The 12,327-nt window shown below is 42.8% G+C and carries 14 protein-coding genes, 1 pseudogene and 1 riboswitch; of the genes and pseudogenes, 12 read left to right on the forward strand and 3 right to left on the reverse strand.

Annotated features, from left to right (window positions below):
- The 6 genes from M1D98_RS07035 (at position 1) to mgtE (ending at position 5,138) form a co-directional block, all read left to right on the forward strand.
- On the forward strand, positions 1-1,365 hold the full coding sequence (locus tag M1D98_RS07035; RefSeq protein WP_456280150.1) for an ATP-binding protein: 1,365 nt from the start codon (positions 1-3) through the stop codon (positions 1,363-1,365).
- Complete coding sequence (locus M1D98_RS07040; RefSeq protein ID WP_268536188.1) at positions 1,362-2,042, forward strand: PepSY domain-containing protein; 681 nt, start codon at positions 1,362-1,364, stop codon at positions 2,040-2,042. The genes M1D98_RS07035 and M1D98_RS07040 overlap by 4 nt, the downstream gene beginning before the upstream one ends.
- 89 nt (positions 2,043-2,131) lie before the next feature.
- Positions 2,132-2,647, forward strand: coding sequence for a PepSY domain-containing protein (locus M1D98_RS07045; RefSeq protein ID WP_121642434.1), 516 nt, complete (start codon positions 2,132-2,134; stop codon positions 2,645-2,647).
- Between the two features lie 491 nt (positions 2,648-3,138).
- Complete coding sequence (locus M1D98_RS07050; RefSeq protein WP_003218541.1) at positions 3,139-3,276, forward strand: transcriptional regulator SplA domain-containing protein; 138 nt, start codon at positions 3,139-3,141, stop codon at positions 3,274-3,276.
- A gap of 107 nt (positions 3,277-3,383) precedes the next feature.
- Positions 3,384-3,551, forward strand: a riboswitch (M-box (ykoK) riboswitch).
- Between the two features lie 91 nt (positions 3,552-3,642).
- On the forward strand, positions 3,643-3,765 hold the full coding sequence (locus M1D98_RS07055) for a hypothetical protein (protein ID WP_268522815.1): 123 nt from the start codon (positions 3,643-3,645) through the stop codon (positions 3,763-3,765).
- A gap of 17 nt (positions 3,766-3,782) precedes the next feature.
- A complete protein-coding gene (gene mgtE / locus M1D98_RS07060) occupies positions 3,783-5,138 on the forward strand; it encodes a magnesium transporter (RefSeq protein WP_456280151.1) in 1,356 nt (451 codons plus the stop codon).
- Between the two features lie 42 nt (positions 5,139-5,180).
- Here the strand turns inward: mgtE and tnrA are convergent, their stop codons facing one another.
- Positions 5,181-5,513, reverse strand: a complete 333-nt coding sequence (gene tnrA / locus M1D98_RS07065) for a MerR family transcriptional regulator TnrA (RefSeq protein ID WP_003239028.1) — start codon at positions 5,511-5,513, stop codon at positions 5,181-5,183.
- A gap of 193 nt (positions 5,514-5,706) precedes the next feature.
- On the opposite strand from tnrA, the gene M1D98_RS07070 reads away from it, so the two are divergent.
- From M1D98_RS07070 to M1D98_RS07080, 3 genes are all read left to right on the forward strand, one after another.
- A complete protein-coding gene (locus M1D98_RS07070) occupies positions 5,707-5,868 on the forward strand; it encodes a hypothetical protein (protein ID WP_268559036.1) in 162 nt (53 codons plus the stop codon).
- Positions 5,869-5,949: 81 nt separating this feature from the next.
- Positions 5,950-6,132, forward strand: coding sequence for a hypothetical protein (locus M1D98_RS07075; protein WP_010330181.1), 183 nt, complete (start codon positions 5,950-5,952; stop codon positions 6,130-6,132).
- 131 nt (positions 6,133-6,263) lie between these two features.
- Entirely contained in the window at positions 6,264-6,728 is a 465-nt protein-coding gene (locus M1D98_RS07080) for a MarR family winged helix-turn-helix transcriptional regulator (protein WP_014113553.1), read from the forward strand.
- A 4-nt stretch (positions 6,729-6,732) separates the two neighbouring features.
- Here the strand turns inward: M1D98_RS07080 and M1D98_RS07085 are convergent, their stop codons facing one another.
- A complete protein-coding gene (locus M1D98_RS07085) occupies positions 6,733-7,860 on the reverse strand; it encodes an MGDG synthase family glycosyltransferase (protein WP_121642436.1) in 1,128 nt (375 codons plus the stop codon).
- A gap of 89 nt (positions 7,861-7,949) precedes the next feature.
- Here M1D98_RS07085 and M1D98_RS07090 point away from each other — a divergent pair.
- Positions 7,950-8,500 (forward strand): annotated as a pseudogene (locus M1D98_RS07090) (YkoP family protein).
- Between the two features lie 27 nt (positions 8,501-8,527).
- Here the strand turns inward: M1D98_RS07090 and M1D98_RS07095 are convergent.
- On the reverse strand, positions 8,528-9,343 hold the full coding sequence (locus M1D98_RS07095; protein ID WP_010330185.1) for a metallophosphoesterase: 816 nt from the start codon (positions 9,341-9,343) through the stop codon (positions 8,528-8,530).
- A 195-nt stretch (positions 9,344-9,538) separates the two neighbouring features.
- Between M1D98_RS07095 and M1D98_RS07100 the strand changes: the two genes are divergently transcribed.
- Both M1D98_RS07100 and M1D98_RS07105 read left to right on the forward strand, forming a co-directional pair.
- The gene (locus tag M1D98_RS07100) at positions 9,539-11,233 is read left to right on the forward strand and encodes a DUF6044 family protein (protein WP_121642437.1); all 1,695 of its coding nucleotides are present in this window, start codon (positions 9,539-9,541) and stop codon (positions 11,231-11,233) included.
- Between the two features lie 12 nt (positions 11,234-11,245).
- Positions 11,246-12,265 carry a glycosyltransferase family 2 protein gene (locus tag M1D98_RS07105; RefSeq protein WP_121642438.1) on the forward strand — a complete coding sequence of 340 codons (1,020 nt, stop codon included), beginning with the start codon at positions 11,246-11,248 and terminating at the stop codon, positions 12,263-12,265.
- The last annotated feature ends 62 nt before the right edge of the window (positions 12,266-12,327 follow it).

The raw sequence follows: 12,327 nt of genomic DNA on the forward strand, positions 1-12,327 counted from the left end.
ATGAAGCTAAAGACCAAAATTCATCTGTATACATCCATATCGCTGTTGATTTTATTGATTTTGGTCCACACGGCAGTCTATCTCATTTTTTCGTCCGGGCTGACATCAAAGGATGCGGCTCGGCTTGCTGATGAGGCGGATACCATTGCCGAAGCGCTGCATGCTGCTGAAACAGAGGGAGTGGCTTTGCAGGACATGCTGCAGGCCTACCTTCCAGCAAACGGCATGGTCCGTGTAGTGAATGGTGATCAAAAAGCTGTCATGACCATAACAAAAGAAAAAGGGTATAAAGATTTTCCACTCTCTTTTCACAGCGGGGAAACGGCAGATGTAAGGAAACATGACGGCAAACTGTTTGCTGAAGCTGCTGTTCCGGTGATTTGGGCTGATGGGCAAGTGGTATCTCTTCAGCTGGTTGAAAGGCTGGAGAACACGGAAGAGAGTCTGTTTCTACTGAAAATCATCTTAATCGCTGCAAGTGCCGCTGTTTGTATCGCTTCTTCTTTTGCCGGCAGCTTGCTCGCTCGCCGTATCATCAATCCGATCAGACGATTAATGATGACGATGAAAGATATACAGCGGGAGAAAGCATTCAAAACGATTTCCTTGGAAGGACAGTCTCACGACGAGCTATATCAGATGGGGCTGACATTTAATGAGATGGCGATGATGCTGAAAGAGCACTACGATAAACAGCAGCAGTTCGTTCAAGATGCTTCACACGAACTGAAAACTCCGCTCACGATTATAGAAAGCTACAGCAGTCTGATGAAGCGTTGGGGAGCAAAAAAGCCGGAAGTGCTTGAAGAATCGATAGAAGCAATTTATTCAGAAGCGCTGCATATGAAAAAACTGACCAATCAGCTTCTGGCGCTGGCAAAAAGCCATGAAGGACTTGATCTTGATTTGAAAACAATCGACCTGGTTGAAGTGTCGCGCACCGTCATTCAAACGCTCCAGCCTGTCTATCAGCGGGATATTTTGCTTGAAACAGATAAAAAAAGCCTGTTTGTAAAAGCTGATGAAGAACGCATCAAGCAGCTGCTGACCATTTTGCTCGATAATGCAATAAAGTATAGTGAAAAACCTATTGTGATGTCAGCTGGAACGAGGAATGGACTTCCGTTTCTGTCAGTAAGGGATGAAGGCATCGGAATAGCTGAGGAGCATATCCCGCATCTGTTCGAACGGTTCTATCGGGCGGATGAGGCGCGGAACAGAAAAACAGGGGGAACAGGTTTAGGCCTTTCCATTGCCAAACAAATCGCCGATGAACACGGCATTGGGCTGTCTGTCAAAAGCAATCCGGATGAAGGGACAACCGTCACTATGCAATTCAAAGAACAGAACGGGGGAGGCAGATGAACAAAACAATCAAAGCAGCAGCTGTTGCGGCAGCAGCGGTTTTAGCCGTCATCATCTGTACGTTTCTCATCATTCGGCAAATCCATGATGATGTACTGTCAAAGGAGGATGTCGTAAAAAAAATCGAAGCCTCTTATGAAGGCGAGGTTACGAAAGTAACACAATCAAAGGATAAAAAAACATATGACATGACCCTTAAAAATCCAAAGGGCACTTATTTTATAAAAGCTGACGCAACATCTGCTGACGTTCTTTCGATGAACAGAGTAAAAGCGATGAATCCAACTGTCTTGACAGAAAAAGAAGCCGAGCATCTCGCGCTTGGGCGGGTCCCGGGAATCGTCAAAAAACAAACACAACAGAATCGTGTTGCCACCTATACCATTCAAAAAGAAAATGGAGAAACATACGAAGTAAAGGTAGACATGCAGGCAAAGGCGGTCGTATCTGCTGATCGAATCAGCGGTGAAGATCAGCAAAAAACACCGATAACGAAACAAGAAGCCAAAACAATTGCAGAGCGGGAAACGGGCGGGACGGCAGATGACGCAGATCTCGAAAAAAGTGAGGGGACTCTCATCTTTGAAGTGGATGTTGATCTTCCGGATCATAAAGAAGCGACAGTGAAAATTAATGCCTACACCGGAAAGGTTGCGAACATTGTGTATGAAGACTGACGGTTTCTCATCAAATTCTCATCTTTCTCTCGTTTTCCTTTCATGTTGAGGATGTAAACTGTACTCATCTAAACAAAGGAGGAATCATTATGCTTAAGAAAAGATGGATGGTTGGTCTTTTAGCAGGGTGTTTAGCGGCTGGCGGATTCAGCTACAACGCGTTTGCGAAAGAAAACAATGAAAATACACGGACTGCCGCTGCAAATCTTGGAGCACTTACTGAACAGGAAGCAGAATCAATTGCCCACACGGTTGTTGACGGAACAGTGGACGACATTGACAGAGACATTTACAACGGCAGAGAAGTCTATGAAGTGGAGATTGAAAAAGACGGTGAAGACTACGACGTTTATGTGGACATCAATTCAAAACAAGCGCTCAATGACCCGTTAAAGGAGAAAGCAGAACAAGTTTCCATCACAAAAGAAGAAGCTGAAGAAATAGCCTTAAAGCAAACAAATGGAACCGTAACAGAAAGCAAGCTTGACGAAGACGACGGCGCTTACATCTACGAAATTGAGATCCAAACGAAACAAGGCATTGAGACGGAATTTGACATTTCCGCAAAGGATGGACGGATCGTTAAGCAGGATATAGACGACTAATCATTCAGCGTGTCTGCAAACCCTCGCATTCGTTGTCAGGACTGGCTTCGGTGCCCATGTGGTATGAAAGGAGCGGCGGCTAAATGCTTAAGCGTCATGCCTAAACACCGCCGTCATCACATCCTGTGAAGTCCGCTTTCATACTCGTCCTTCCTTCCTAGACATCAAGGGTTCTCAGCGGAAACATTTTTAGATTTTGTCAACAGTTTGAACCCCCGTTAGCAGCGGGGGTTTCAGCGTGTCGACAAACCCTCGCATTCGTTGTCAGTCCTGCGCGTTGGTGCTCACGAATCATAACATTCACTCCGCTCCAATGCTCGTCCTTCCTAGACTTCAAGGGTTTTCAATCACGCTGAAAAGATGACAAAGTCCTAAAACAAAAACCGTTTTAGGACTTTGTCTACAATCTGGAACCCCCGTTAGCAGCGGGGGTTTTTCATGATAAGAAAACCTTCGTTTGGACAATCTAAGCAGAAAAGGAGGCGAAACAAATGGAAAAGAAAGAGGAGCAATACATCAATCAGGCTGAATATGTCCCTCATCCGACAAAAGAAGGAGAATATGCTTTATTTCTTCATGAAACATATCATTTGCTCTCAGAAGACGATGAGACGCAAACAACAGAATAAGGGCTTAGGCCCTTGTTTTGTTCCATTATTATGATGAAAGCGCATTAATTACTTTTTTGAGTTGACATAGCTTGTTTTTTTCTGTAATCTCAGTGTGTCAATTCAATTAAGAACTTCGTTAGGTGAGGCTCCTGTATGGAGATACGCTGCTGCCCAAAAATGTCCAAAGACGCCAATGGGTCAACAGAAATCATCGACATAAGGTGATTTTTAACGCAGCTGGATGATTAAATCCTATGCCATACAGTGCTAAAGCTCTACGATTGAAGGCGCCCGCACGCTTTTTTGCCGTGCTTCTTTCTCCTTCAATCCCGAAGGCTTTTTTTATGCCTTGAAAACGAATTTTATCAAAAGGAGGTGCGGAGTATGGATTCTCCCCATTCGAGTCAATCTGAAGAAGTACCCATATACTATGACAGCAAGACAATTGATCACACGGTGAGGAGACGATCTGCCGCACCTTCAGGCGAGGCCGGCACGTCTCCGTAGAGGAGGTACGAGTCCCGATGGTTCAAAACATGACCTATGACGAACTCATTTTACGCATCATAATTTTATTGCGAGACGGGAAGATTAGGGATTTCAGAAGCGTTATTGATGAGCTTCAGCCCTATGATATGGCGTTTATTTTCAAAGAAATGCCGGAAAAACACCGCGCCCGCTATTTATCTTATTTAACTGTAGATGATATCACTGATATGATCGGGGAGCTGGAACGCGAGTATCAGCTTGCCGTCTTAAATAAAGTCGGAAAAACAAAAGCAACACTTGCGATGAACAAAATGGACAACGATGACCTCGCGCAATTGCTTGAAGAAATGAACGAAGAACTAAAGGAACAGCTTTTGTCCAGCATGGAAGCGTCAGAGTCCAAAGCTGTTCAGCTTTTGATGAATTATCCAGCCGAGTCAGCGGGACGCATGATGACAAACCGGTTTGTGTGGATTCCTCAGCATTACACGGTGAAAGACGCGGTCGTCAAATTGAAAAGCTTTGCCGAAATCGCTGAATCGATCAACTACCTATATGTCATCAATGAAAGCAAACAGCTGGTGGGCGTGCTATCCTACCGCGATTTGATTCTGGGCGAACCTGAAGAAAAGGTGCAGGATTTAATGTTTACCCGTGTCATATCTGCAGACGCTCTTCAGGATCAGGAAGAGGTTGCCCGCCTGATTGAACGGTACGATTTCTTGGCGATTCCGGTTGTGGAAGAAAACAACGTGCTTGTCGGCATTGTAACAGTAGATGATATTATCGATGTTGTCATACGGGAAGCTGATGAAGATTACGAAAAGTTTGCCGCTTCCGGTAAAGACATCACCTTTGACACAAAGGCGTATGTGGCGGCATACCGGCGCTTGCCATGGCTGATTTTGCTCTTGTTTATCGGGCTGATTTCCGGAAGCATTATTAGTTATTTTGAAGATGCGCTGCAGCAGGTTGTCGCGCTGGCGTTTTTCATGCCGATGGTGTCAGGGATGACAGGAAATACGGGGACACAATCTCTCGCGGTTGTCATCCGAGGGTTGTCTAAAGAAGAATTGAACAAAAAAACGATTGTGCGCCTGATCTTCCGTGAATTCAGAACCAGTATTTATATCGGAGCGGTTTGTTCAGTGCTGATTGCAATAGTTTCCGTCTTATGGCAGGGGAACGCGCTGCTGGGATTTGTTGTCGCTTCTTCACTGTTCTTCACTTTAATTATCGGCACAATGTCAGGAACCATTATCCCAATTATTTTGCACAAGCTGAAGGTAGACCCGGCTATCGCTTCAGGACCGCTGATTACAACGTTAAACGATATTTTGTCTTTATTAATTTATTTTGGCATTGCCACTGCATTTATACACTCATTATAAATGACAAAAGTCCGTCTCAATTGTGAGTCGGACTTTTGTCATTTAACGGTTTTTGTACCGAAAGTGCGCATTAAGCTGCCCCTCCAGCATTTTTTTCCGCACTTGCGGATCGTTTTTTACCATTTGCTCTTTTTTCCGCATATCCTTTAAAATCTCAGCCGTCTGAACGCCGTCTTCACGTTTATTGGCAATATCCATCAGCCGCTCCACATCGGCAAAAGAATATTTTCTCGTTCCCCTTGAAGAACGCTGAGGATAAATGAGCTTTCGTTCCTCATAATACCTGATCTGTCTTACGGACAATCCTGTCAATTCACTCACAATCCCGATTGAAATCACTTTTTTGTCTTTATAAGAATGATCTTCTGTGGTCATTTTTCCACCCCTGGCTGTCTTTTGATAATAGTATATAAAAAACAATGAGAAAAAACCTGACGCTTGTCATATTTTCTAACATCAAATAGAAGATTTTTGAAAAAATACGGAAGAAAAATTAACAAGAATAATGCGTCACACCCAAGCGCGTTTTATCCTTTATGTAATGAATGACTGAGGAGGAAGGATAATCATGGAGGAAGAAAAAGCGGTCTCACTGGCAAGAGAAATTATAGAGTTGGATATCAAGCGTGATCAAATGCTGGAGACGTTTATGCAGCTTGCCGGAGAGCATGCTCTACAATTATTAAGATCAGTTCAAAACGGACATTACCGACAATCTTCGTCATCATAAATTCTTTACATTAGATTCATACCACGTTCATGTAAAAAGAGTATCTTGTGTATAGGATACCTCATAATGAAGGAGGACGCTATGAGCAATTTATTAAAATCCGCTTTAGAAAAAGAAAGAAGCCACTATTCTGAAAAACTCTTTCAAATTGGAGTTTATAATAAAGAAGTCATGAACAAAATGACGATTTCCGAACTGCGGAAGGAATATGCGTATTTTTTTCGCAGCATTCCAAATCACAAAAAATATCCTTATACAAGATAATGTATAAGGATTTTTTGCTTTTAGAAGGAATTTCTCGAATGATAGCGAATACATATAGTAAGGGACTGAACTCTTATTATATGTAAGGGTTTTCATTATTTTTTTATAAAAATCCTATATACGAGGTAGATATGATGAGATTATCGTTTAACGAAGAAGAAGTTGAGCGTGCGATGAATTTGTACAGAGTTTTTGCAAGGGCTTTCAAAAGTGTGTCTGAACATAGTATCCGTGACAGCAAAGAGCATGGCTTTAATCCGACTGAATTTGCTGTATTGGAGCTTCTCTACACAAGAGGCCCGCAAAAATTACAGCAAATTGGGTCGAGACTTCTGCTAGTGAGCGGAAACGTCACATATGTCATTGACAAATTAGAAAGAAACGGGTTTTTAGTCAGGGAGCAGGACCCGAAAGATAAACGCTCTGTTTACGCGCATTTAACTGACAAGGGAAATGAGTATTTGGATAAAATTTATCCGATTCATGCACTGCGTATTGCGAGAGCGTTTTCAGGCCTATCGCCTGATGAACAGGACCAGCTGATCGACCTGCTGAAGAAAGCAGGCATTCACAGCCAGCATTTGCTATTTCGTTAACTAGTTACACTCTCTGTGTCAGGGAGTGTTTTTTGTTTCTTATAAGCCTTTTTAACACATCTTCTATCTTCCGATCAGAGATTTCGCCGAGATATTCATTGACATGTTTTTCATATTCTTTCACCTGTTCATTCGATTGAAAAAATGCCTCAATACGTTCTTCCGCTTGCTGCATGTTCCAATTCCTCATATCTGTGACAAGCTTCCGTTTTTTTAGAAGGTTCACATTCATTTCCTCCTGGCCTGGCAGCGCATGATAAATAAAGACAGGAAGCCGTTTCTGTAAGCATTCGCTGATGGTCACGCCCCCAGGTTTTGTCATAATGCCTGAAGCCTGTTCGTATAAACGGTTCATCTCTGCTTTGCTGTGAAGGTAGGGAATGGCCTCAATCAAAGGGTGGCGTAAACTTTTGACATAGCTGTAGAGCTTTTCGTTCCGGCCGCATAATATTTTGTATAAGATATTTCCGCCTGGCGACAGATCCTGAACCCATTTCAAAATACCCCCGACTCCCATACTGCCGCCTGTGATGATGATGGTATATGGAGGATGATGCTGACAGGTGTCATCTGATCCTCTTTCAAACATCCGGTGAACGGGAATGCCAGTCATGAATATGTTTTTTTGATCGATTCCTTCAGACATGAGCTGCATCTTGATATCAATACTCGGAGCAAAATGGTAATCAATGTTCTCTCGTCCCCATAATTGATTCACAAAAAAATCGGTATATACATTCACAACCGTCATATCCGGATATTCAGGCTTTAGCCGATTCAGCAGATAGGAAGGCAGCGCATGTGTGCAAAAGGCGATATCAGGCTGCTTTTCATTAAGGATGTGTCTCATTTGTTGTGTGAACAGCCATTCGTACATGGTATAGCGTTTGTCAATCTGATATTGGCCGCAGGCGAGGAGCCTGTAAATGCCGCTGTACGTTTTCGGGAAGTGCTGAATCCATTTTAAATACGCCCCAGAGGTCAATTTTTCTAATCGTCTATATGTGTGTGAAAAGATATCCATTTTCTCAGATGCGAATCCTTGAGAATCCAGTTCAGCCTGAAGGGCATCTGCAACATGGTGGTGCCCGGTGGAAATGCTTAAAAAAGGAAAAATGAGAATGTTTTTCATGATGGTCCTCCTAAAAAATATGGCAACTATATTTTGGGGAGAATGGTCACAAAATATAAGGGTGTATTTGATCATAAGGAAGTGAAGAGATGAAAACCTGTCTCCTTTCCATTTGGAGAGTGATTGATCCGATTTATTTCTTTTTTTCAAGATTAACCTTGATTGACAAAGATCGAAAAAGCGTCTTTCGGGTCAGGTTGACGAAGTACAAAGGGCATCATGTCGTGCTGAGCGACGGAACGCATATCAGAAAAATGATGTGCTCGTAAAAATCCACCTGCACAACATTAAGCTGGCCAGAGAGCTGCAAAGCATTGAGAGCGCCGTCAGAAAGGGAATCATTATCTATCAAAAAGTATATCAATCGATGCCGATTCTTTTGGATTACATCAACAATCATAAAAAAAGAGAGAAAATCAAAGGAATCATTGGGATTACGATGCTTGACAAAGGCGTGGAAAGACTCGGCTTTGACGTGGTTCCTCCGGTCAACCCCTTTTACAGATGCTTTAAAAAGATGACCCATCTGCCAATTTTATATTTAACGTCAAGGCCAGCAAGCTTGCGGCAAATACCGAATTCATCCTATTTGTTTATCTCAAAAGAAAAGCTTGAGAACACTTACCAAAAAAAAGACTGATGCTTTGGTCAGCACAGTCTTTTCTGATTAAATCTGATGAAATGTCACTTCGGGGCGGCTTCCGACACGGATATTCACACCGGTTTGTCCCAAGCCTTCGCTGATATAAAACGGTCTATCATTGTGATAATGAAGGCCTTTAATCATGTTCATGCGCACGAGCTTGCCCATTTTCACCAAATGATACGGTTTTGGCCAATGAATTTGCCCGCCGTGGAAATGGCCTGATAGCAGGTAATCAAAATGAACATCTTTCATATCCAGAATAATGTTTGGGTCATGTGTTAATACGAGCTGATAGCCATTTTCTAGATTTTGATAAGAGCCGGTAATATTACTGCGTTTCGTGCTGTAATCATCAATGCCGATAATATTGACAGGCCCTGCAGCCGTCTCGATTTGAACATGTTCATTTTGAAGCGTGATACAGCCGTTTTCCTCTAAAACACGCTTCAATCTCTGAAAGTCCTTATCTTTCAATACATAATCATGGTTGCCGAACACCGCGTACATTCCATATGCAGGCTTCAGCTTTTGCAATGCATGTAAATAACCCGCCAGCTTCGGAATATTGCGTTTCCGATCTAGAAAATCTCCGGTAAGCGCAATGATATCCACAGGCTGATTCTTTGTTAAGCGATATAGCTCTTCAGGTGAAACAGAAATGTTTTCTAAGTGAAAATCTGATAAATGAAGGATATTCAATTTTTTTCTGGCTGGAAGGCCGTCTTTTTGATCAATTGAAATGGTGTTGACCTTCACATCTTTTGTATTGCGGTTCGCTCTATATATAAATGGCACAGATACGAGTATTATGGCCAATGAAAGTAAGATTGTAAACAACGTATATCCCCTCCCTTCTATCAGTATAGTAAGTGGTCGTACCTTAAAGATAGCGGGAATTAATGGGTAACAGACGGGGTGAAAACGGATTGTCTTCTGATGAATGTTTTGGAAGGGAAAAGGGATAATAAATTTTGACACATGAGGCAGAACATGCCGGATATGGAGTCAGAATAACAAATGGATGTGTAAGCGATGTTACGATTGATGAGACAACACAAAAAAGAAACATATTATCTCTGGATCGCATTATTTCTCCTTTTGCTGTATGTATCACCGCTTTTTATTTTAAAGGAAGATGCCCATATTCGCGTCCACGATAATTTAGATTCCAATATCGCTTGGTACAAGGTTTTGGCAGACAGCGGAGAAATCGTCGGCAAGATTGACGCTGCCATTCCGCAAATTATTAACGGGCTGCCGAGAGATGCTTTTGGCACTGAGTGGAGCGGAATTGTTTGGCTGCACGCTTTCTTTTCTTCCATGACCGCCTATGCGATAAGCCAGACGATTACGAGGGTCGTCGCTTTTTTTGGAATGTATGTATTGCTGAAGAAACATGTGATTCCGGAGCCAAAAGCGGCTTTTATCCGAATAGGCGTATCGCTGGCATTTGCCTTAACACCTTTTTGGCCTTCTGGAATGCTGAGTACGCTTGGATATCCTTTGGCACTGTGGGCTTTTTTGAATATCCGAAAAGGTGATATCTCGTGGAGAGAGTGGCTGACGCTCGGTTTGCTTCCTTTATACTCAAGCTTTGTTTTAGGTTTCTTCTTTTTCTTGGCAGGAATGGCGTGCTTTTGGCTATATGATGCCATCACAAAAAGAAGATGGAATTTGATGTTTTTAGGCAGTATTGCATTTATGACGAGTATTTATCTTTTCGTTGAATATCGGCTCGTGTACTCGATGCTGTTCTCCCACGCGCCGATGCATCGGCTTGAATTTATCTCATCCCGGCATGATGTATGGCATTCACTTCGTCTATCCGTGAAAAACTTTGTCTACGGCCATAATCATGTGATGACCGTTCATACCGTTGTCATCCTCCCGATTCTGCTGATTGTTTTCGCAGCTATACTGTTCAAGCGAAATCGGACAAAGCTGGAAAATGTTTATCTGTTTTTATGTGGGCTAAATTACGGCCTGTCTTTATGGTATGCGTTTTGGTTCAACAAAATATGGGCGGTGCCAAAGCAGAAATTTGCCTTTTTAGCTGAATTTAATTTTGCCCGTTTTCATTTTCTGCGGCCGCTTGTCATATACGTGAGCTTTGCGCTTGCTTTATACCTTATTTGGCGGATGGGGAGAGGGTGGAAATGGCTTGTGCACGGTGCAGTCGCTGCACAGCTGATGGTGTTGGCGCCTTTTAATGAAGAATATACGTATGGCGTCCACTACAACGCGCCGACATTCCGGGAGTTTTATGCATCTGAGCAATTCAAGGAGATTAAGGAGTATATCGGGCGTCCGCAAGATTCATACAGGGTGGCGAGCATTGGATTGCATCCGTCTATCGCCCAATATAACGGGTTTTACACATTAGATACGTATAACAACCTGTATCCGCTTTCATATAAATATCAATTTAGGCAAATCATTGAAAAAGAGCTTGAAAAAAACGCTCGGCTGAAACAATATTTTGATGAATGGGGAAGCCGTTGCTACCTTTTTGTCGATGAGCTCGGGAAACGATACGATTTTAAAAAGAACTCGAACAAAACGATCAATCATCTTCAATTAAATACAGCTGTATTTAAAAAAATGGGCGGGCGTTACATTTTTTCTGCCGTTCCGATCATGAATGCTGATCAAAACCATCTCGCGCTGGTAAAGACGTTTGACCATAAAGATTCGGCCTGGCGCATTTATTTATATGAAACAAAATAAGGAGGATATCGATTGAAACAGCCACAGCCACAGCCAGTGTTAACCATCGTCGTTCCGTGTTTCAATGAAGAGGAAGTGTTTCAAGAGACCTGCCGTCAGCTGACAGGGGTTATAGACGGATTAATTGAAGAAACATTAATCGCTGAAGACAGTAAAATCCTGTTTGTCGATGATGGCAGCAAAGACCGCACTTGGGCTTTGATTGCCATGGAGAGCATAAAAAACAAGAAGATTACGGGCTTAAAATTAGCCTGCAATGTCGGGCACCAAAGAGCGCTTTTAGCCGGACTGCATAAAGCGAAGAACAAATCTGACTGCGTGATTTCGATTGATGCTGATCTGCAGGACGACATTTCTGTTATCCGGGATTTTATATTAAAGTTTCATGAGGGGTGCGAGATCGTTTACGGTGTCCGCCGCAGCAGAAAAACCGATACCTTTTTCAAGCGGACGACCGCTTTAGGATTTTATCGCCTCATGAATAAGCTTGGAATTAAATTAATTTATAATCATGCTGATTTTCGTTTAATGAATAAAAGATCGCTTGAAGAGCTTGCACGCTATCCGGAAGCGAATCTGTTTTTAAGAGGCATTGTTCCCATGATCGGCTTTAGATCAGCCGAAGTCTTGTATGACCGGAAGGAGCGCTTTGCCGGAAAAACGAAGTATCCGCTGAAAAAAATGCTCTCATTCGCTTTTAACGGGATTACATCATTCAGTGTCGCGCCGATACGCTTTTTTACGCTTTTAGGTTTTGTTTTATTTCTCCTCAGCGCTGTGGCGGGAGTCGGTGCCTTTATACAAAAGCTGCTCGGCCATACAAACGCAGGCTGGGCGTCGCTCATTATTTCCATTTGGTTTTTGGGCGGACTGCAATTAATGGGAATCGGGATCATCGGAGAGTATATCGGAACCATTTTTTCCGAAGTGAAAAGGCGGCCGAAATATGCGATTGATATCGATTTGTATAATGAGCCGCTGAGCCCGCTTCAGCGTCAAGAAAAAGAGAGGCTAGAAAAAAAGTACAGTTGAACGAAAAAGAGCTGACTTATATCGTCAGCTCTTTCGCATGTTGACAAACCTCATGATACTGG

This window comes from Bacillus sp. K7 (genome assembly GCF_053903245.1).